Annotated in this window: 16 protein-coding genes; 15 read left to right on the top strand and 1 reads right to left on the bottom strand. The window is 70.1% G+C overall.

Going from position 1 to position 20,402, the window contains the following annotated elements:
• Window positions 1-94 precede the first annotated feature (94 nt).
• The 12 genes from AC5RVV_RS16770 to AC5RVV_RS16715 all read left to right on the top strand — a co-directional run bounded on the left by AC5RVV_RS16770 (window position 95) and on the right by AC5RVV_RS16715 (window position 15,548).
• On the top strand, window positions 95-1,066 hold the full coding sequence (locus AC5RVV_RS16770) for an AAA family ATPase (protein WP_493977626.1): 972 nt from the start codon (window positions 95-97) through the stop codon (window positions 1,064-1,066).
• A gap of 39 nt (window positions 1,067-1,105) precedes the next feature.
• On the top strand, window positions 1,106-2,458 hold the full coding sequence (locus AC5RVV_RS16765) for a DUF58 domain-containing protein (RefSeq protein WP_494002524.1): 1,353 nt from the start codon (window positions 1,106-1,108) through the stop codon (window positions 2,456-2,458).
• A complete protein-coding gene (locus AC5RVV_RS16760; RefSeq protein ID WP_494002523.1) occupies window positions 2,455-4,983 on the top strand; it encodes a DUF4129 domain-containing transglutaminase family protein in 2,529 nt (842 codons plus the stop codon). The genes AC5RVV_RS16765 and AC5RVV_RS16760 overlap by 4 nt, the downstream gene beginning before the upstream one ends.
• Complete coding sequence (locus tag AC5RVV_RS16755; RefSeq protein WP_494002522.1) at window positions 4,968-6,167, top strand: RDD family protein; 1,200 nt, start codon at window positions 4,968-4,970, stop codon at window positions 6,165-6,167. The genes AC5RVV_RS16760 and AC5RVV_RS16755 overlap by 16 nt, the downstream gene beginning before the upstream one ends.
• Window positions 6,164-7,000, top strand: coding sequence for a PP2C family protein-serine/threonine phosphatase (locus AC5RVV_RS16750; protein ID WP_494002521.1), 837 nt, complete (start codon window positions 6,164-6,166; stop codon window positions 6,998-7,000). Before AC5RVV_RS16755 ends, AC5RVV_RS16750 begins: the two co-directional genes overlap by 4 nt.
• Complete coding sequence (locus AC5RVV_RS16745; RefSeq protein ID WP_494002520.1) at window positions 7,000-8,775, top strand: FHA domain-containing protein; 1,776 nt, start codon at window positions 7,000-7,002, stop codon at window positions 8,773-8,775. Before AC5RVV_RS16750 ends, AC5RVV_RS16745 begins: the two co-directional genes overlap by 1 nt.
• Window positions 8,772-10,337: a serine/threonine-protein kinase gene (locus AC5RVV_RS16740; protein WP_494002519.1), complete on the top strand. Its 1,566-nt coding sequence runs from the start codon at window positions 8,772-8,774 to the stop codon at window positions 10,335-10,337. Before AC5RVV_RS16745 ends, AC5RVV_RS16740 begins: the two co-directional genes overlap by 4 nt.
• Window positions 10,338-10,424: 87 nt before the next feature.
• Entirely contained in the window at window positions 10,425-11,126 is a 702-nt protein-coding gene (locus tag AC5RVV_RS16735) for a hypothetical protein (RefSeq protein WP_493977633.1), read from the top strand.
• Window positions 11,127-11,202: 76 nt separating this feature from the next.
• Window positions 11,203-13,377 (top strand): NAD-dependent DNA ligase LigA, encoded by a 2,175-nt coding sequence (gene ligA / locus AC5RVV_RS16730; RefSeq protein WP_494002518.1) that lies wholly within the window; start codon window positions 11,203-11,205, stop codon window positions 13,375-13,377.
• On the top strand, window positions 13,374-13,883 hold the full coding sequence (locus tag AC5RVV_RS16725; RefSeq protein ID WP_494002517.1) for a DUF2087 domain-containing protein: 510 nt from the start codon (window positions 13,374-13,376) through the stop codon (window positions 13,881-13,883). The genes ligA and AC5RVV_RS16725 overlap by 4 nt, the downstream gene beginning before the upstream one ends.
• Before the next feature lie 323 nt (window positions 13,884-14,206).
• Window positions 14,207-14,956 carry a hypothetical protein gene (locus AC5RVV_RS16720; RefSeq protein WP_494002516.1) on the top strand — a complete coding sequence of 250 codons (750 nt, stop codon included), beginning with the start codon at window positions 14,207-14,209 and terminating at the stop codon, window positions 14,954-14,956.
• 94 nt (window positions 14,957-15,050) lie between these two features.
• Window positions 15,051-15,548: a GNAT family N-acetyltransferase gene (locus AC5RVV_RS16715; protein ID WP_494002515.1), complete on the top strand. Its 498-nt coding sequence runs from the start codon at window positions 15,051-15,053 to the stop codon at window positions 15,546-15,548.
• A gap of 35 nt (window positions 15,549-15,583) precedes the next feature.
• Here the strand turns inward: AC5RVV_RS16715 and AC5RVV_RS16710 are convergent, their stop codons facing one another.
• Window positions 15,584-16,498: a metallophosphoesterase gene (locus AC5RVV_RS16710; protein WP_494002514.1), complete on the bottom strand. Its 915-nt coding sequence runs from the start codon at window positions 16,496-16,498 to the stop codon at window positions 15,584-15,586.
• Window positions 16,499-17,021: 523 nt separating this feature from the next.
• Between AC5RVV_RS16710 and gatC the strand changes: the two genes are divergently transcribed.
• The 3 genes from gatC to gatB are packed head-to-tail and all read left to right on the top strand — an operon-like array spanning window position 17,022 to window position 20,342.
• Complete coding sequence (gatC, locus tag AC5RVV_RS16705) at window positions 17,022-17,318, top strand: Asp-tRNA(Asn)/Glu-tRNA(Gln) amidotransferase subunit GatC (RefSeq protein ID WP_493977642.1); 297 nt, start codon at window positions 17,022-17,024, stop codon at window positions 17,316-17,318.
• A 9-nt stretch (window positions 17,319-17,327) separates the two neighbouring features.
• Window positions 17,328-18,830: an Asp-tRNA(Asn)/Glu-tRNA(Gln) amidotransferase subunit GatA gene (gene gatA, locus AC5RVV_RS16700; protein WP_494002513.1), complete on the top strand. Its 1,503-nt coding sequence runs from the start codon at window positions 17,328-17,330 to the stop codon at window positions 18,828-18,830.
• Window positions 18,831-20,342 (top strand): Asp-tRNA(Asn)/Glu-tRNA(Gln) amidotransferase subunit GatB, encoded by a 1,512-nt coding sequence (gatB, locus tag AC5RVV_RS16695; protein ID WP_494002512.1) that lies wholly within the window; start codon window positions 18,831-18,833, stop codon window positions 20,340-20,342.
• Window positions 20,343-20,402: the final 60 nt, after the last annotated feature.

Genomic DNA, 20,402 nt, shown 5'->3' with positions numbered 1-20,402 from the left:
CCAGCGGAAGGGGCGGCCGACCCCATGACCGCACGCTCCTTAAGCAACTAGAAGTTTTGACACCGAAGCAACACGAAGAGAGACCGGGAACAGCATGACGATGACTTCCGAGCAGGCCGAGTGGTTCGCCGAGACGTTCGGGAAGCTGGCCGCCAACGTCGGCCAGGCCGTGCTTGGTAAAAACCAAGTGGTGCGCTTGGTGCTCACCGCCATGCTGGCCGAGGGGCACGTGCTGCTGGAGGACGCCCCGGGAACCGGCAAGACGATGCTGGCCCGGTCGCTGGCCGCCACCGTGCAGGGCTCGAACTCGCGCATCCAGTTCACGCCGGACCTGCTGCCCTCGGACGTCACCGGCATCACCATTTACGACCAGAAGACGCAGAAGTTCGAGTTCCACAAGGGCCCGATCTTCGCCACCGTGGTGCTGGCGGACGAGATCAACCGCGCCTCGCCGAAGACGCAGTCGGCGCTGCTGGAAGTCATGGAAGAAGGCCGGGTGACGGTGGACGGCGTGACCTATGACGCCGGGCGACCCTTCATGGTGATCGCCACGCAGAACCCGATCGAGCAGGCCGGCACGTACCGCCTCCCGGAAGCCCAGCTGGACCGCTTCCTGATCAAGACGTCGATCGGCTACCCGGACCGCGCGTCCACGGTGGAATTGCTGGCGGGAGCCGGCACCCGCGACCGGTCGGCGGCCCTGACGCCGATCATCACCCCGCAGGCCGTGCGGGACATGGCTGATCTCGCGGCCACCACCCACGTGGACCTGTCGGTACTGGAATACGTCTCCGCCCTGTGCGAGGAAACCCGCAACGCGGCCGAGTCTCGCCTCGGCGTGAGCGTCCGCGGCGCGTTGGCCATGGTCCGTGCGGCCAAGGTCTGGGCCGCCTCGCAGGGCCGCAACTTCGTGCTGCCGGACGATATCAAGGAACTGGCTCCGGTGGTCTGGAACCACCGGTTCGTGATGGACCCCGAGGCGGAGTTTGCCGGCGCCACCCCGGAGGCCGTGATGTCGCGCGTGCTGGCCGGCGTGCCGGCGCCCCAGCAGCGGGTGACGGTCTAGGGCCGTGCCGACGGAAGATTTCCGGCCGGAAGCGGCGGCATGACCGAGACGACGACGAAGCGGGCCACGGAGCAGACGAAGCGGTTCGGTGGCCTCGGCGAAACCGTCCGGCGGGTGGCCCCGGACGAAGGCAGCACACTGCATCCGGCCTCGCTGGCGGCCCGGACCGGTTCGCTGGCAGGGCAGTACGTGCGGCCGGGCTGGCAGCGGGTCCGGGGCGCCGCGGAGCGCTACCTGCGGCCCGTGCTGGAAACGGTGAGCCCGCTGGGCTGGGTGGTGGCCGGCGGCACGGTCCTGCTGTTGGTGCCCGGGATGGCCTTCGGCTGGCAGGAAGCCAAGATCGCGGCACTCACGGGACTGTTTCTGCTGTTGCTGGCGATAGGTTTTGTGTTGGGCCGTTCCTCGTATGGCGTGGAACTGGACCTGGCCCGCACCCGGGTCGCGGTCGGCGACCAGGCCGTGGGGAGCATAGCGGTGACGAATACCGCGGACAAACCCCTGCTGCCGGCGGCGCTGGAGCTGCCGGTCGGAGCGGCCACCGCCGTGTTCCAGTTGCCGCGCATGAAAGCCGGCCAAGTGCACGAGGACCTGTTCACCATCCCGACGCAGCGCCGCGCCGTCATCGTGGTGGGCCCGGTCCGTTCGGTGCGCCAGGATCCGCTGGGCCTGCTCCGCCGCCAGATGATGTGGACGGAACCGACCGACCTGTTCGTCCATCCGCGCACCACGGCGCTGGGCAGCTCGGCCGCCGGCTTCATTCGCGACCTCGAGGGCCTGCCCACCAAGGAACTGGCCAGCGCCGACGTCTCCTTCCACGCGCTGCGCGATTACGTCCCCGGCGACGACCGCCGCTACATCCACTGGAAAACCACGGCGCGCACCAACACGCTGATGGTGCGCCAGTTCGAGGAAACCCGCCGCGCGCATCTCGCCGTCGCGGTCTCCACGAACACCGAGGAGTACGGTTCGGAGGAAGACTTCGAACTGGCGGTCTCCGTCGGCGCCTCGATCGGGCTGCAGGCGATCCGCGAGGAGCGCAACCTGAGCGTCCTGACCCAGCGGGGCCCGCTGCGCAGCGAAACCGGCCGCATCCTGCTCGATGAAATGACCCGGATCGAGGGCAAACCGCAGCGCTCCACCGCGGTGGAACTGGCCCGCAGTACCGCCGACGCGGTTCCGAATGCGTCCGTCATGTTCCTGGTCGTCGGTGATCACGTGTCCGCCACGCAGCTGCGCCAGGCATCGTCGGCCGTTCCGGTTGGCATCCGTGCGTTCGCCATCCGCTGCGGCGGCGGCCTCCAGGCCGCCCGGGCGACCATCGGCGACCTGTCCGTGCTGTCCCTGTCCACCCTGGACGACCTGGCCCTCGCGTTGCGGAAGGCCGCCGCATGAGCGGCAGCGCCAACGCTCCGTCTCCGGGGCAGCAACCCGGGCGGGTGCGCGGCCGTGCCGCCGCAGCACAGAACGACGCCGGCCCTGCCGCCCCGCGGAAGCGGCGCCTGCTGGCCGGCGGCGGATTATCGACCCGGCTGCCGCGGCCCGCGGGACAGGTGGCCATCGACGCGGCCGTCCTGGTGCTGCTGCTGGGACTGGGACTGGCCGGATTCCATCATGTTTTCGGCGGAAACGGCCGCTACCTTACTGCAGGCTTCGGCGGCATCGCCGTCGGCCTCCTGCTCTCGCTGGCCGGCGCGCGCTACCGGCTGGGCCTGCTGTCCACGGCCACCGCGGGACTCGCGGCGTACCTGCTGCTCGGCAGCACCTTCGCCGCGCCCGGCGAAGCGATCGGCGGCGTCCTGCCGTCGCTGGACTCGCTGCGGATCGTGCTCACCGGCTTCGTGTTCGCGTGGAAGGACATCCTCACCGTCGCCCCGCCGGTAGGGATCTCCGGCGGGATGCTGGTGGTGCCGTTCCTGGGCGCCCTGGCCGCCGCCCTGCTGGCCGGCACGTTGGCGTGGCGGCTCCACGGGCCGTACTGGCCGCTGTTGCCGGTACTGGGGTTCTTCCTGCTGGGCATCGCGTTCGGCACCGATGTCCCGGTGCTGCCGGTGCTGCGCGGCGTGCTGCTGGTCGCCGTGGCCGCGGCCTGGCTGGCGTGGCACCGCCACCTGGCCCGGGGGGATGCCGCTGCCGGTGTGGCCACCGCGGCGCCGGCCGATCCGGCCGCGCACCGGGCAGGGCCGCGGCGAAGGCTCGGCCTGGGCGCCGGAATGCTGGCGTCGGCGGTGGCGCTCACGGCGCTGGCCGGCCCGGCACTCACGGCGCGGGGCGATCGCGACGTGCTGCGCGACGTCGTCGTCCCCCCGGTCAATCTCTACGACTATCCGAGCCCGCTGATGGATTTCCGGAGCTACGTGAAGGACCGGGCCGAGGAGACGCTCTTCACCGTCGCGGGGCTGCCCGAGGGCCAGCGGGTGCGGTTGGCGGCGCTGGATACCTTCGACGGCACGGTCTACAACGTCAACCCCGAAAGCGGGGGCAATTTCAAACCCGTCGGCGACGCCGGTTCGCTCGGCCCGGCGTCCGGCGGCACCGCGCGGCTCGACATCCGGATCGGGGACTACAGCGGCGTCTGGCTTCCCGCGGGCGGGCACATCGAGGGGCTGGCGTTCGAGGGCGAGCGGGCGGCCGAGCTGGGCGGCTCGCTGTTCTACAACGACGACTCCCAGACGGCGCTGACCACCCGGTACCTGCTGGCCGGAGACAGCTACTCGGTGGAGACCACGTTCGCCGGCCGGCTGGAGGACGCCCAGCTGGCACAGTATGACTTCGCCTCCGTCCGGCTGCCGAAACCGGCCAGGGTGCCGGACATCGTCGCGGCCAAGGCGAACGAATTTGTCGGCGAAGCGACGGTGCCGATCGAACAGGTGCGCCAACTGGAACGGAACCTGCACGAGAACGGCTTCTTCAGCAACGGCAAGGAAGACGAAGCGCGCAGCCTCTCCGGCCACCATGCGGGGCGGATGATCCAGTTGCTGGATGCCGACCAGATGATTGGCGACGACGAGCAGTACGCCGTCGCCATGGCGTTGATGGCCCGGCACCTGGGCATCCCGGCCCGGGTGGTGATGGGCTTCTACCCGGATCCGAAGGAAGGCCCGTCCGCCGGGGAAGCAGTTCAGATCAAGGGCGAAGACGTGCACGCCTGGGTGGAGGTGGCGTTTGAGCATGCCGGCTGGGTCGCCTTCGATCCGACGCCGGACGAGGACAACGAGCCGACGCCGCCGCAGCAGGAGCCGAAGTCCACGCCCAAGCCGCAGGTTCTGCAGCCGCCCCCTCCGCCGCAGGAACCGGCGGAGCTGCCGCCGGACACCGCCCCGGAGCCGCAGGACGCCGAGCAGCAGGAGAAATCGTTCTGGGAACAGTGGGGCTGGCTCTTCGCGGCCGTGGGCCTGGCCGCCCTCCCGCTGGCGGTATTGCTGCTGCCGCTGTTGCTGATCGCCTGGCTGAAGCTGCGCCGGCGCAAGCGGCGGGCCAGCGAAGGCCTGCCGAGCCAACGCGTGGGCGGCGGCTGGCGCGAGGTGATGTCCCTGGCCACCGACATGGGAGCGAGCGCCCCCGCCAACGCCACCCGGCGCGAGCACGCGGCCGCGCTGGCAGGGCAGTTCCCGGCCACCGCCGACGGCACCACCCTGCTGGCACACCGGGCCGACGCGGCGATCTTCGGGGCCGCCGAACCGACGGAGGTGCAGGTGCAGCAGTACTGGGACCAGGTGGACGACTCGCTGGCGAAGATGAAGGACTCGCTGGGTTTCTGGCAGCGGCAGCGGGCAAAGTACACGCCGCGCTCGCTGGTTGCCGACGCCAGGAGGCGGCTGGCGCGGCGGCGGACAACGGCCGCCACTAGAATCCGTACAGTAGACTCACAGGCCGGACGGCCGGAACAGGGCGGGAGCAGCACGTGGCAGCAAGACTGAATCTGGTCAGCGCCCCGGTCGGCAAACGGCTGGGGGCGTGGCTGATCGACAAGATTCCGCCGGCCGTGCTGATGCTGGCCGCCTACGCTGCCAGCGTGCCGGCCGTGATGGAAGCCGCGGCCTCGGGCAGCGCCTCCGCGGCCGCGGAGTCGCTGGGCGGCCTGTTCCTGTGGATCGGGCTGGCGACCGTGCTGTCGCTGGCCTACACCATCTGGCTCTGGGGCTGGGAAGCGGCCACCGGCAAGACTCCCGGCAACGTGCTGCTGGGCCTGCGGACCGCGAATGAGGACGGCCACGCGGCCGGCTGGGGAGCCATCTTCCTGCGCGGGCTGATCATCGCCGTGGGCGGACTGGTCTTGGCGGTGGGCGCGGTCGTGGTGGTGGTCTCCAACGTCTGGGACCGCAACCACAGGCGGCAGGGCTGGCACGACAAGGTGGCCAAGACACTGGTGCTCGACGTGGCACAGGGCCGCGATCCGCTGACCACCGGCGGGCTCTACGGGCCGGCGGCCTTCGCCCCGGATGGTACGGACGCCCGCGCCGGGTTTGCCGGCGTGGCACCGGACGGACAAGACCCGCGCCGGCCCGGCGCTGAGCCGGCTTTGCAGCCCTCCGGGGTCATTGCCGCGATCCCGGGATTCCGTCCGGCAACGGGCGCACCGGCGGCCAAGCTGCCGGCGGCCCGCCCCGGCTCCGACGTGTCGCCGGCGCCGGCGGCTGACCGCTTGGGCGCCCCGGGTGAGCCGCCGTCACCGGCCCCGGCTCCGGCACGGATAGCTGCGGAGGCCGAACCGCACCACCACCCGGACGAAGAATTCGCGGCGACCCGGGTCCGCACGGTGGCCCCGCCGTCGGGCCCCCTCACCATTACCTTCGACGACGGGCGCGATGTGGTACTTGAAACGACGGCCCTGATCGGGCGCAACCCGGCCGCAGGCGCCGGCGAGGACATTGACCAACTGATCGATTTCGCGGACATGGGACGTTCCGTCTCCAAGACGCATCTGCTGCTGCGGGTCGACGGCGGCACCGTCTGGGTGACGGACCGCAACTCCACCAACGGGACCGCGGTGACCGGCGGCGACGGCATCCGCCGTCAGCTGGCCCCCGGGGATCCCGTGGCGGCGCAACCCGGCGCGACCGTCGAATTCGGCGACCGCAGCTTTACCATCGGACGGGCATGAGCACGGCGTCGGGAGGGGAGCCCATCCGGCTCACTGTCGGTGCCGGGTCCGACCGCGGGTTGCGGCGGCAGCTGAACGAGGACGCGTATCTGGCCGACGGGACGCTGTTCGCGGTGGCCGACGGCATGGGCGGACACGAGGCGGGCGAAGTGGCCAGCCGCATTTGCGTGGAGACGATGCGGGACTACGTGGCCAGCCACGAACTAGGCGCGCACGAGCTGGAGCAGCTGATCGGCCGGGCGGACGCGCGGATCAGGGCGGCGGCTGCATCGCGGGCGGGCACGACGGTGTCCGGGGCGGCGCTGGTCTCCGAACGCGGGGTGCCGTATTGGCTCGTGTTCAACGTCGGCGATTCCCGTACCTACCGGCTCAGCCACGGCAAGCTTGTCCAGATCAGCGTCGACCACTCCGAAGTGCAGGAACTGCTCGAGGCCGGACAAATCACCGCCCAGGAGGCCCTGGTGCACCCCCGCCGGCACGTCATTACCCGGGCGCTGGGCACCGGCGAAGACAACCAGCCGGATTTTTGGATGGTGCCCGTGGAACCGGGGGACCGGATCATGATCTGCTCCGACGGGCTGACCTCGGAGGTCAGCGACGACCACATCTACGCCATCCTCACCTCCGTATCCGGTCCCCAGGACGCAGTCGATGCACTGATCCAGGCCGCGCTGCGCTCCGGCGGGCGCGACAACATCACCGTGGTCGTCGTTGATGTAGCCGGTCCCGCAGGCGACGCCGACGACGCCTCGACCGCCCCGCGGCAGGAGGATACGACGACGCTGCCCCGGCTGGACGCCCCGGAACAGGCAGCCGCCGAGGAGGACGCCTGATGGCGGGCATGACGTACAGCCCGGGGCCTTGGCTGGGGCTGGTCAGTGGCGGCACGGCGGTGCTCCTCGAACCCGGCGCTCCCGAGGACCTGGTGCAGCAGTTGTGGCAGGCGCTGGAGTCCGGCGCCACGCTGGAAACGTTGCTCGGAACGGTGGTCTCCGGGTACGGCGCCAACCTGTCGGCCATGCCGCAGTTCGGCATCGTCTCCTGCTCCGGCGGCATCCACGCGGTGCTCCGCGGCGACGTGGTGGTGTCCGCCGACCCGGACGGGCAGGAACTGAGCGGACGCGGCGTCTCGAGCTGGACCGAGGGACGGCTGCGGGCCGGCAGCGTGGCCATTGCGGCCGGGCCCGACGGCTCCCCCGCCGAAGGCCGGCCGGGACGGTGGCTGCCGCTGCGCGCCGGGGCGGTGCAGTTGGGTTCCCTGCGCATGGGCGCGGCACTGGAGGCCGGACGGGAGCCCCGAGTAGAGGGCGCAGCCGATCCGGCCCGAACGGACCGGACGGCCGGCGTTTCTGCACCTGCACCGGCACCCGCACCTGCGGCACCTGCACCGGCACCCGCATCGGCGGCCCCTGCACCCGTACCCGCACCGGCTCCTGCACCCGCCCCGGTTCCGGCCGGGCAGCCGGAACCGGCTCCTGCACCCGCCGCGGTTCCGGCCGGGCAGCCCGAACCGGCAGCACCGATGTCCGCCGGCGCCGGCTGGGCCGAAAGCCTGGATTTGACCAGCCTCTACGTGCCCGACGACGAGTCCGAGGGCGCCGCGGCCGCCGACGAATGGGCGCCCGCAGACGATCCGCGCGCCCAAGCAGGACGGGCCGCCGGCGCCACTTCGGAACCGAACCCCGCGGCGGCAGACGATGGCCTGGACCAGACAGTAGTCCACGCCGCCGCGCAACGTGCCAACCTGCACCCGCCGCCGCCCCCAGCCGCCGCCGGCGATGGCCCGGCCGGGGCCGCCGCCGCACCACGCCCCGCGGCGGCTGGCCCGACCGGGCGGCCCGGCCAGCCGCTGGACCTGATCGATGCCGTTCCCTGGCTGACGCCCTCTGTGTCCGCACGCGCGGCCGCCTCGGCATCGGCCGCGGGAGCGGCGGGGGATGCCGAACCGGCCGCGGCTGCCAACCGCGGCCCTGCCGCCGTCGCTAGCCCACCGGCCGGATTCGACGGCGGCGACCACGACGGCGGAGAACGCGACGGCGGCGACCCTGACGGCGGCGACCACGACGGGCAGACGCTGATGCGCAGCGACCTGCCCGAGGTTCCGGCCGCACCCGCACCCGAGGCGGCGCCGTCGCCGGCGCCGAGCACCGCCCCCATGGTGCTGGCCCGGGTGTGCGGCCTCGGCCACGCCAATCCGCCGACCAGTTCGGCGTGTTCCGGGTGCGGCGGGCCGTTGGACGGAGAGGCCCGGGAGGTGCAGCGGCCGGCGCTGGGGCATCTGCGGTTGTCCACCGGCGAAGTGGTGGAACTGGACAGGCCCGTGATCGTCGGACGGCAGCCTTCCGCGAACCGGGTGCAGGGCAGGGTGATGCCTCGGCTGGTGCCGGTGCACAGCGCCAGCGGGGACATTTCGCGCTCGCACGTGGAAGTCCGGTTGGAAGGGTGGCACGTCATCCTTGCCGACTTGAAGTCGACCAACGGGACCTTGCTCCTGCGGGGCCAGCAGGCGCCCCGGCGTCTGGGCCACGGCGAGGCGGTCATGCTGCTGGACGGCGACATCGCGGACCTGGGCGACGGCATCTCCCTGCGCTTTGAGGACCTGCCGTGAGCGTTAAGCGCCCGCCCGCACCGCCCCCCGCCATCGACGGGTACCGCTACGTCAGGCTGCTCGGCTCCGGCGGTTTCTCCGACGTCTATTTGTACGAACAGGATCGGCCCAGGCGCCGGGTTGCGGTCAAGGTACTGCTGTCCGGGCTGAAGACCGAGGACGCCCGACGCCGCTTCGAATCCGAAGCAAACCTCATGGCGCAACTGTCCACGCATCCGTTCATCGTCACGATCTACGAGGCCAATCTCACCGCCGACGGACATTCCTACCTGGCGATGGAGTATTGTTCACGTCCCAGCCTGGACGTCCGGTACCGCAACGGTCCGCTGGGGGTGGACGAAGTGCTGGCCCTCGGCATCCAGGTGGCCTCGGCCGTGGAAACCGCGCACCGGGCGGGTATCGCGCACCGCGACATCAAACCCGCCAACATCCTGGTCACCGATTACAACCGGCCGGCCCTGACCGACTTCGGCATTTCCTCGAGCACCGACGGCGGAGATGGCGACACCGGCATGTCCATACCGTGGTCGCCGCCGGAAGCCTTCCGGGGCAATGCCGGCAACGGCACCCGCAGCGACATCTGGTCCCTGGGCGCCACGATCTACACGCTGCTGGCCGGCCGGTCCCCGTTCATCCAGCCCGGCGGAAACAACTCCCAGCGGGACCTGATGGACCGGATTGCCCATGCGCCGCTGCCGCCGCTGCGCCGTGCCGACGTGCCCGCATCATTGCAACTGGCCCTGGCGACGGCGATGGCCAAGTCGCCGGGGTCGCGGTTCACCTCCGCCTATGCCTTCGCGCTGTCCCTGCAGCGGGTCCAGGCGGAATTGAACCTCTCGGTGACGCCGTTCGAGGTGCTGGAGGAAGCACGGCCGGCTGAAGCGGACGGCGGTGACGACGGCGAGGCGACGCGCGTCCGCGGGATTGTCTCCATCGACCCGGCCGCCGGCACTGTGCCGACGGCGCCCGGTTTCGCCTTTCCCGAACGCACCGGGCGGCTGCCCGTGGACGCGCCGGCAGCAGGCAGCGCTCCCGGGCCGTGGCTGCCCGGCGCCGAGGGACGGCCCCCTGAGCCGGCCCCGGACGGCTCCACCGTGCTGCGGGACTCCGAACGGGATGCAGCGACGGAACCAGACGGCGCTGCGCGGCGCCGCCCCTGGGCCTGGGTGGCGGGGGCGGTCGCAGTGGCGGCGGTGCTCGCCGGCGCCGCCGTCGTGCTCAACCGGCCCGCACCGGAGGCTGCGGTGGCCGAGGCCCCCGTCAGCCGGCCGCCGGCGAATGCCCTGGAGGGCCTGTCCGGCAACGTGGTGCCGCCCGAGGACCTGGCCGGCCGGGTCGAGGGCGGCGAGGCGGTCTTCAGCTGGACCAACCCGGACCCGCGGGACGGCGACCTGTTCATCTGGACGCCCGTTACCGCGTTGGGCCGGGGCGAGCCCGAGCGCACCGGCGAGCCCGAGGCGACCGTGCCGCTGGCGCAGAACGACCGCACCTGCATCGAAGTGGTGGTGGTGCGGGCCAACGGCCGGGCCTCGGATCCGGTCCGCGGTTGCGCGGATCAGTAGTTGCCCGGACTGCGTGGCTTTTGCGGGTAGGTTTGGAACGATGAATCACGCGCCGACCCCTGGCCGGCGCAGACAAGGGGGCTAGCGGTGGCGGATGTGAGCATTGAGTTCTGCGGCGAATGGTACGAAGCCACGAACGACGACGTGTTCACCATTGGGCGCGAAGGCGACCTGGAGATCGACGACAACCCCTACCTGCACCGCAAGTTCCTCCAGATCGCCCACTATGACGGCATCTGGTGGCTGGCCAACGTCGGTTCCCTCATCTCCGCGACCATCGCCGACTCCACCGGGGGCATGCAGGCATGGCTGGCGCCGGGAGCGCGGATCCCGATGGTCTTCAGCCAGACGAACATCGTTTTCACGGCCGGCCCCACAACCTATGAGCTGTCGGTCCACGTTAAGACACCGTCCTTCCGCCAGGAACACCGGGACACGGATGCGGTGGGCGAGACCACCATCGGCCCGGTGGTGTTCACCGCATCGCAAAAGGCCCTGATCCTGGCCCTGGCCGAGCCGATGCTCAGGCGTGACGGGACCGGGCTCAGCTCGATTCCGTCGTCCTCGCAGGCGGCGGCCAGGCTGGGCTGGCCCCTGACCAAGTTCAACCGCAAGCTGGACAACGTCTGCGACAAACTGGACCGGGTGGGCGTCGCCGGACTGCGCGGCGGCGGCGGAAAGCTCGCCACCAACCGGCGCGCGCGGCTGGTCGAACACGCCGTCACCTCCCATCTGGTCACCGCGGCCGACCTGCCGCTGCTCGACGAACGGCCGGACGCCGAAGACTGAGTGGCCGCCGGTCCGCCGGGGGCACGCGGGCACCGCCGTCGTCGCCTGAACCGCGCTTCTCGGGCAAGATAGTCAGGTGAGCACAGTCGAAACACCTGCCAGCGAAATCCCGAGCGACGAGATCCGGGAAGAATACGAGCAGTTGACCGAGGACGTCCGCAAGTACCGCTACGCGTACTACAACGAGGACGCCCCGCTGGTCTCCGACGCCGAGTTCGACGCGCTGTACCGGCGGCTGGAGGAAATCGAGGCCCTGCACCCGGAGTTGGTGGCCAACGACTCGCCCACGCAGGAAGTCGGCGGCGAGGTCTCGGCCGCCTTCGCCCCGGTGGAACACCTGCAGCGGATGTACTCGCTGGAGGACGTCTTTTCGCTGGACGAACTGAAGGCCTGGGTGGACCGCGCCACGGCGTCGGTGGCCAACCTGGGCAACGGCAGGAAGCTGCGCTGGCTCAGTGAGGTGAAGATCGACGGCCTGGCCGTCAACCTGCTCTACCGCAACGGTGAACTCATCCGCGCCGCAACCCGCGGGGACGGCACGACCGGCGAGGACATCACCCACAACGCCCTGACCATCGCGGACATCCCGCGCCGGCTCTCCGGCAGCAACATCCCGGCCGAGGTGGAGATCCGCGGCGAAATCTTCATCCCCACCAAGGACTTCCTGGCCCTGAACGAGCGGATGGTGGAGGCCGGCAAGGCGCCGTTCGCGAACCCGCGGAACTCGGCGGCCGGCTCGCTGCGGCAGAAGGACCCGAAGGTGACGGCCGAGCGGCCGCTGCATATGTTCGTCCACGGGATCGGCGCCCGTGAAGGGCTCGACGCCGAGAGCCAATCGGAGACCTACGCCCTGCTGCAGGAATGGGGGCTGCCCACCAGCCCCTACTTCAAGGTCGTGGACAGCTACGAAGAGATCCTGGAGTTCATCGAGCACTACGGCGAGCACCGCCACGACCTGCTGCACGAAATCGACGGCATCGTAATCAAAGTGGACGACTTCGGCCTGCAGCGCGCGCTGGGCCACACCTCGCGGGTGCCACGCTGGTCCGTGGCCTATAAGTATCCGCCGGAAGAGGTCCACACCAAGCTCCTGGACATCCGGGTGAACGTGGGCCGCACCGGCCGGGTGACGCCGTACGGGGTGATGGAGCCGGTGAAGGTGGCCGGTTCCACCGTGGAGATGGCCACGCTGCACAACCAGGACGTGGTCAAGGCCAAGGGCGTGAAGATCGGCGACGTGGTGGTGCTGCGTAAGGCCGGCGACGTCATCCCGGAGATCGTGGGCCCGGTGCTGGCGCTGCGGGATGCGCAGGATCCGCCGGTGCGCGAGTTCGTGATGCCCACCGACTGCCCCTCCTGCGGCACCCCGCTGGCTCCCGGCAAGGAGGGCGACGTCGACCTGCGCTGCCCGAATGCCAAGTCCTGCCCGGCGCAGCTGACCGAGCGGGTGGCCCATCTGGCCGGCCGCGGCGCCTTCGACATCGAAGCGCTCGGCTACGAGGCGGCGTTCGCGCTGACCCGGCCGGCCGAACCCGAACAGCCTCCGCTCACCAACGAGGCCGGGATTTTCAGCCTCAGGCCTGAGGACCTGGCCGACGTGCGGATCCGGCGCGAGAAAAAGGATAAGGGGGTGCCCACCGGCGAGACCGAGCTGGTGCCCTACTTCTACACCAAGGGCACCGCCAAGAAGCCCTCGGTTCCCACGGCCAACACCAGGAAGCTCTTCGAGGAGCTGGAGAAGGCCAAGACCCAGCCGCTCTGGCGCGTCCTGGTGGCTTTGTCCATCCGGCACGTGGGTCCCACCGCTTCCCGGGCCCTGGCCACGGCCTTCGGCTCTATGGACGCCATCCGGGCCGCCAGCGAAGACCAGTTGGCCCACGTCGACGGCGTCGGTCCCACCATCGCGGCGGCGCTGAAAGAGTGGTTCGCCGAGGACTGGCATGCCGGGATTGTCGATGCCTGGGCGGCAGCCGGCGTGCGGATGGCCGACGAGGTGGACGAGAGCATGCCCCGCACGCTGGAAGGGCTGACCGTGGTGGTGACGGGTACGCTGCCGAACTTCAGCCGTGACGAGGCCAAGGAAGCGATCATCATCCGCGGCGGTAAGGCCTCGGGCTCCGTCTCGAAGAACACCAGCTATGTGGTGGCCGGCGAGAACGCGGGGACCAAGCTGGACAAGGCCGAGTCCCTGGGCCTGACAGTGCTGGATGAGGACGGTTTCCGCCGGCTGCTGGAAACCGGCACGGCATGACGGGGGAGCGGCCAGGGCCCGCCGCCAGCTGGCAGCAGTTGCTCTCCGCCCTGGCCAGCGAGCGGCTGCGCGGGCTCTATGCCGCCCTGGTGCTGGGCCAACAGCCGGAGATGACCCCCAAGGAACGGCAGAAGCTGGTTGCCTCCGGCCTGGTGACGGACGACGGCGGTGCCCTCGCCGTCGAGCCGGGCGTCTTCAAGGCCGCGCTGGCCGCGGCCCGGAAACCCGGTCCGGCCGGGCCGGAAAGGTTCCTCACCGGCGGGCTGGTGGTGCTGCCGTCCCGCGCCTCGGACCGGCTGGAACTGCTGGGCTACATCCGCGACCGCGTCATCGCCGGAGGCGAGGTCATCGCCGAAAAGGAACTGAACGCCCGGCTGGCCGCGTACACCTCCGATGTGCCGATGCTCCGCCGTGCCCTGGTCGATGACGGCTTCCTCGACCGCGAGCCGGACGGCAGCGACTACCGGGTCGGCCACCGCCGCGCCAACAGCCCCGGGCAGCCGTAGCCGCGCGAGGGGCGGAACGTGTGCCGACGCGGCATAACCGAGCCGACGCCGGGGCCCCCAGCCCCGACGCGGATTAACCGAGCCGACGCCGGGGCGCCCAGCGGGTAGTTGCACGGGCGTCGCGAGAGCGGCCTTTATCGTCCCGGCGTGCGGCATTATCGGCCGGTTTCGACGATATACAGCGTTCTCGACGTTATAGGCCGCTCTCAGCGGGAAGATGGATACTGGCAGCACTACGCGGGCCCAACCATTCTCCCGCGGCCTCGTGAAACTATCGTGACTGGCATCACCCGCCATGGGACGATGGATGTGCGAGGTGAGCCATGAACGAATTCTTTGCCGACGGTTTCCCCTGGTGGTTCATCTGGGTCGGTTTCGCCGTGGTCTCCGGTATTGGACAGCGTGCCAGGCGCACCCGGCGCGGCCAGGGCTGGAACCGCGGCGGCCGGCGCCACGAAAGCGCACGCTCGGAGGGCGCGCGGCGCGAGGCCGACCGGCTGCGTGCCGCCGCAGCCGCCGAGCAGCAGCGGCTCCGCGACACCGCGGCGGTAATGGCCGACCATGATGCGGTGAACGCGCGCTGGCTGGACTATGAGCTGGACGTGGCCAAGCTGATCGATTTTCCCATGATGTCCGATGTCCGCGAGCCGCTCACGGTGGCGTTCCTGCGCGCCAAGCGCACCGCCGACGGGCTCCGGCCGGTCACCGCTGCGGAAGTTGCCACCGACGAGCGGCTGCGCGAATACCGCGAGGCCGTGCGGGCCTACGAGGTCGCCTTCGACATCGCCGAACGCGAGGCCCGCCGCATTCAGGACCAGCACTTCAGCGGCCCCGAACGGCTGCGGCTGAACACCGCGCGCCGGCTGCTGACCATCGCGGTGGATAGGGCGGCAACGCCCGCCGAGCGGCAGCTGGCCTACGCGCGCGCCCGCAAGGAGCTCGACGGTCTGTTGGCGCTGCCGGCCGAGGCGGTCGCCGCCCTGCAGCGGCGGGTCAATCCGGAATTGCTTCCGCCCGTGCCCCGTCCGGCGGCTGGGCCGTCGGCGGGACGGCCGGCCGGCGGCCCGGCCTGAACCGTATTGGCGCGCACCGCCCGTGGTGCGGGAAACTGGTCAGGCAAGCCCCGCCGTCGTACGTTTACTACCCGCAAGGACACCGCCCAAGCACATGCAGATCACCATCCGCCCTGCCACCGCTACCGATTTCGACGACGTGGAGCGCCTGACGCGCGAGGCGTACCTGGCCGCGGGACACTTCCCGGCGGCCGACCACCCGTATCTGGTGCACGTTTCCGACGTGGCGCACCGGGCTCGGCATGCCGAGATCTGGGTGGCCGAGCGGGGCGGAAAGGTGGCCGGGGCGGTCACGCTGACCCAGGCCGGCGGAGAGTATGCGGACATCGCCCGGGAGGGCGAACTGGAGTTTCGGATGCTGGCCGTGGATCCGGGGCTGCAGCGCTCGGGCGTTGGCCGGGCCCTCGTGGACGCCATCGTGGAGTACGCGCGCACGCTGCCGGGCATCAACGCCGTGAGCCTGACCACCGGCAGCGACTGGACCGCGGCGCACCGGCTGTATGAGTCGCTGGGATTCGACCGGGCGCCGGAGCGCGACTGGCCGGTACCCGGGACCGACATCCGGCTGCTGGTCTTCGTCAAACGCCTCTAGCAGCCGCAGGAACTTACGCTGCAGGCAGCGCGTGCTCAGGGTTTCCTGAACGTGAACGAATCGGTGAATTTTGCGCCCCCGGCGCCCATAAACGTGGCCAGCAGGGAGTCCTCGGTCACCTCGATCTCCACGAACCCGTGCGCGGGCTCGGCGTTTGCGCCGGAGTAGGCGGCGAAGTAGGGCGCCTCGGCGTCGGAGCCGTTGATGTCGCGCAGCGGTTGCCCGCCGGTGCCGACCGTCGCGAAGACCGTGCCGGCACCGGACTCGAAGTCCGCGTCGGTGTCGGAGATGCAGGCATTATCGCTGTGCGCGGGCAGCAGCGACGGGCAGTCCGGCCCCAGGGCGAGTTGGTGTGTCCGCTGGTAGAGGTGTTCGTGGCCGTGCAGCACCAGGTCCACTTTTTTGTCCAGCAGCAGATCCGTCACGGCGGAACCGGGATCGCACTCGTAGGCGCCCGCCGAGTGGCAGGGCTTGTGGGAACCGACCACAACCCACGGGATGTGCGCTGCGCGGGCCGAGTCTATGGCGGCGGCCGTCCACCGGTAATGGTCGGTGCCGGGTAGGTAGTCCCAGCGGCCGGATTCCGGAAACTCCAGGCCCGGCGAAATCAGTATCAGCCGCAGCAGGGGGTCCCGCTGGGGGACGTCCACGAACCATTGGCGCCCATAGGCGCCGTGGATACCGGGTAGGCGGGGAGGCAGGCAGCGGGCGAATTCGTCGATCGAACCGTTCCGGCCGTCGCTTTCGTGGTTTCCGGCGACCAGCTGCAGGGGAATATCCGGCCCCAGGTGGTTGGTGACGAAACTGCACCACCCCGATTCCGTGCCGGGAAGGCCGTAGGACAGGTCGCCGAGTGCCAGGCCGAACCGGGAGCCGCTTTCCGACATTGTTTCCAGCACCTGCGCGGCACCTTCGTCGAAGCCGAAGTCCCCGGCCGCCGCGAATTTCACGCTTTCCCCGGAGTTGCCGGCTGTCCGGGGCGCGGCGGCGGCCGGGTCGGAGGCAGGTGGGGACGCAACCGGCGGTGCGGCCGGCGCGCGAGAGGTCAAGGAAGTAGGGCCCGCCGAGGCGTGCGGCGCCGGGGCGGGAGAGCCTTGCCCCGGACTGCTGCAGCAGGGCAGCAGCAGGGCGGTGAGGGCGATGGCAGCCAGCCGAGCCGGACGCATGGGGACCTCCTCGCCGCGAAGGACTTCGGCAGCCGGCCGGAAGCCTGGCGGCCCGGCCTGGCGTCGCGGGTGCCATATTCTAGGTGCCCGGCGCCAAGCGGTCAACGATCAAGCGGCACGGGAAGTGAGCCGAAACGCTCAAGGCCGTGGTCCCCTCGCTGTGCCTGCGGATCACAAGCCCAAGACCGGACGCCGGGAAGCCGGAGGCTGTCGCCGTGGGATGGTCCCTCGGCATTCCCTGGCGAATCCCGACCCTTCTGCGCCGGTAGACTGAAAAGGAAAAGCATTCCATCCGCGTAGGAGACTCATGTCTGAGATCAATCGTGCGGCGGTGGCGCATTTGGCGCGGCTGGCCCACATTGAGATGACCGCCGAAGAACTGGACAAGATGGCCGGCGAACTCGACGTCATTGTCGATTCGATCAAGTCCGTCCAGGAAGTTGCCAGCCCCGACGTTCCGGCGACCTCGCACCCGATCCCGCTGAACAATGTGTTCCGCGAGGACGTGGTGGGGGAGACGCTGAGCCAGGAACTTGCCCTGGCGAACGCACCGGACCAGGCCGACGGCCGGTTCAAAGTTCCGGCGATCCTGGACGAGGAGTAAGACACACCCATGAGCGAACTGATTACCCACAGCGCGGCCAAGCTGGCCGAGATGCTGACCGCTTCTGAGGTGTCCTCGGTGGAGGTCACCCAGGCGCACCTGGACCGCATCGCCGAGGTCGACGGCGACCTCAACGCGTTCCTGCACGTGAACACCGACGAGGCGCTCGCGGTGGCGGCGGACGTGGACAAAGCCCGCGCCGCCGGCGAAGAACTGCACGCCCTGGCGGGCGTCCCGATAGCGATCAAGGACCTGATCGTCACCGTGGGCCAGCCCACCACGGCCGGCTCGAAGATCCTTGAGGGCTGGATGAGCCCATACGACGCCACCGTGGTCAAGAAGATCCGGGCGGCGCGCATGCCGATGCTGGGCAAGACCAACCTGGACGAATTCGCCATGGGTTCCTCCAGCGAGCACTCCGCCTACGGTCCCACCCGCAACCCTTGGGACCTGGACCGGATCCCCGGCGGCTCCGGCGGCGGCTCTGCGGCAGCCGTGTCCGCCTTCGAAGCACCGCTGGCGCTGGGCACCGACACCGGCGGTTCCATCCGCCAGCCGGCCGCAGTGACCGGTTCGGTGGGCGTCAAGCCGACCTATGGCGGAGTTTCCCGCTACGGCGCCATTGCGATGGCGTCTTCGTTGGACCAGATCGGTCCGGTGACGCGCACGGTCCTGGACGCCGCGCTGCTGCATGAGGTCATCGGCGGACACGACCCGGCCGACTCCACCTCGCTGACCGACCCGGTGGGCGCGCTGGTCGAGGCCGCCCGGAACGCCGACGTGCGGGGCATGCGCATCGGCGTGATCAAGGAACTGCAGGGCGAAGGCTACGCGGCCGGCGTGCAGGCCCGCTTCGACGAGGCTCTGGAACTGCTGCGCGGGGCCGGCGCCGAGGTGCTGGAGGTCTCCTGCCCGAACTTCAAGTACGCGCTGGGCGCCTACTACCTGATCATGCCCTCGGAGGTTTCCTCCAACCTGGCCAAGTTCGACGGCGTCCGCTACGGACATCGCGTGCTGCCGGCCGAGGGCCCGATGACGATCGAACGCGTGATGGGTGCCACCCGTGCCGCCGGCTTCGGCGACGAGGTCAAGCGCCGCATCATCCTGGGCACCTACGCCCTGTCTGCGGGCTACTACGACGCCTACTACGGTTCGGCGCAGAAGGTCCGCACGCTGGTCCAGCGCGACTTTGCCGCGGCGTTTGAGACCGTCGACGTGCTGGTCTCTCCCACGGCGCCGACGGCCGCGTTCAAGCTGGGCGAGAAGCTGGACGACCCAATGGCCATGTACCTCAACGACGTGGCCACCATTCCGGCCAACCTCGCCGGAGTGCCTGGCATATCGGTGCCGGGCGGCCTGACCGACGGGCTGCCGGTGGGGATCCAGTTCCTGGCCCCCGCCCGTGAAGATGCCCGCTTGTACCGCGCCGGCGCCGGTCTTGAAAACCTGCTGGAAGCCCAGTGGGGCGGCCCGCTGCTGGCTCAGGCTCCTGTCCTCGGAGGTGTGAAGTAAATGGCTGCAACAGAAGAGTTGGTCTCCTTCGAAGAGGCGATGGCGAAGTACGACCCGGTCCTCGGGTTTGAGGTCCACGTTGAGCTGAACACGAAGACCAAAATGTTCTCCGCCGCTCCGAACGCGTTCGGCGATGTGCCGAATACGAACGTGTCGCCGGTGGACCTGGGCCTGCCCGGCGTCCTGCCGGTGGTGAACAAGTCGGCGGTGGAGTACTCGATCCTGATTGGGCTCGCGCTCAACTGCAAGATCGCCGAATCCTGCTTCTTCGCCCGGAAGAATTACTTCTACCCGGACACCCCGAAGAATTTCCAGACTTCCCAGTACGAAGACCCGATCTGCTACGACGGCTACCTGGACATCGAACTGGAAGACGGCGAAGTGTTCCGGGTGGAGATTGAACGTGCGCACATGGAGGAGGACGCGGGCAAGCTCACGCACATGGGCGGCGCCACCGGCCGGATCCAAGGCGCCGAGTACTCGCTGGTGGACTACAACCGAGCCGGCGTTCCGCTGGTGGAGATCGTCACCAAGCCGATCGTCGGAGCCGGCTCCCGTGCTCCGGAACTGGCCCGCGCCTACGTGGCCGCCGTCCGCGAGATCGTCAAGAACCTGGGCGTCTCCGACGCGCGGATGGAACGCGGCAACGTCCGCTGCGACGCGAACGTGTCCCTGATGCCCAAGGGCTCGGAGCAGTTCGGCACCCGCTCCGAGACCAAGAACGTGAACTCGCTGCGTGCGGTGGAACGTGCCGTCCGCTTCGAAATCCAGCGCCACGCCGCGGTCCTGGACGCCGGCCGGAAGGTGGTCCAGGAAACCCGCCACTGGCACGAGGACACCCGCTCCACGACCGCGGGCCGGCCCAAGTCCGACGCCGATGACTACCGCTACTTCCCGGAACCGGACCTGGTCCCCGTGGTCACCACCGAAGAGTGGATCGAAGAACTGCGTTCGCGGCTGCCCGAACCGCCGGCCGAACGGCACAAGCGGCTGAAGGCCGAATGGGGCTATTCCGACGCCGAATTCCGCGACGTGGTCAACGCCGGCGTGATGGAGTCGATCGAGGAAACCATAGCCGCCGGAGCCTCCGCTGCCGTGGCCCGCAAGTGGTGGATGGGCGAAATCTCCCGCCGGGCCAAGGAAGCCGAACTCGAACCTTCGGAACTGGGCGTAAGCCCGCTGACCGTGGTCGAGCTGGACCGCCTGGTGCAGGCCGGCAAGATCAACGACAAGCTGGCCCGCCAAGTGCTCGACGGCGTGCTCGCCGGGGAGGGCACGCCCGAGGAGGTCGTGGAGAAGCGCGGCCTGGCCGTGGTGTCGGACGATTCCGCCCTGCTGGAAGCCATCGATGCTGCGCTGGCAGCCCAGCCCGAGGTGGCCGAGAAGATCCGGGGCGGCAAGGTCCAGGCCGCCGGCGCCATCGTGGGAGGGGTCATGAAGGCCACCCGCGGGCAGGCCGACGCCGGCCGGGTCCGCGAGCTGATCTTTGAGCGTCTCGGCGTTCAGGGTTAGCCGGTGGAGCGGACGATGAGCGGTGATGGGTCGCGCCGTGCCGGGGCCGATATCGGCCCG

The sequence above is a fragment of the Arthrobacter sp. MDT2-34-1 genome, from assembly GCF_059091365.1.
The sequence above is the reverse complement of the archived record's forward strand: the minus strand, read 5'-3'. Positions and strand labels throughout refer to the sequence as shown.

Excerpts from the sequence above, each read along its gene's own strand:
- AC5RVV_RS16750 (WP_494002521.1), top strand. The coding sequence starts at position 6,164 with ATGAGCACGGCGTCGGGAGGGGAGCCCATCCGGCTCACTGTCGGTGCC.
- gatC (WP_493977642.1), top strand. The coding sequence starts at position 17,022 with ATGTCTGAGATCAATCGTGCGGCGGTGGCGCATTTGGCGCGGCTGGCC.
- AC5RVV_RS16715 (WP_494002515.1), top strand. The coding sequence starts at position 15,051 with ATGCAGATCACCATCCGCCCTGCCACCGCTACCGATTTCGACGACGTG.
- AC5RVV_RS16745 (WP_494002520.1), top strand. The coding sequence starts at position 7,000 with ATGGCGGGCATGACGTACAGCCCGGGGCCTTGGCTGGGGCTGGTCAGT.
- gatA (WP_494002513.1), top strand. The coding sequence starts at position 17,328 with ATGAGCGAACTGATTACCCACAGCGCGGCCAAGCTGGCCGAGATGCTG.
- AC5RVV_RS16760 (WP_494002523.1), top strand. The coding sequence starts at position 2,455 with ATGAGCGGCAGCGCCAACGCTCCGTCTCCGGGGCAGCAACCCGGGCGG.
- AC5RVV_RS16765 (WP_494002524.1), top strand. The coding sequence starts at position 1,106 with ATGACCGAGACGACGACGAAGCGGGCCACGGAGCAGACGAAGCGGTTC.
- gatB (WP_494002512.1), top strand. The coding sequence starts at position 18,831 with ATGGCTGCAACAGAAGAGTTGGTCTCCTTCGAAGAGGCGATGGCGAAG.
- AC5RVV_RS16725 (WP_494002517.1), top strand. The coding sequence starts at position 13,374 with ATGACGGGGGAGCGGCCAGGGCCCGCCGCCAGCTGGCAGCAGTTGCTC.
- AC5RVV_RS16770 (WP_493977626.1), top strand. The coding sequence starts at position 95 with ATGACGATGACTTCCGAGCAGGCCGAGTGGTTCGCCGAGACGTTCGGG.
- AC5RVV_RS16720 (WP_494002516.1), top strand. The coding sequence starts at position 14,207 with ATGAACGAATTCTTTGCCGACGGTTTCCCCTGGTGGTTCATCTGGGTC.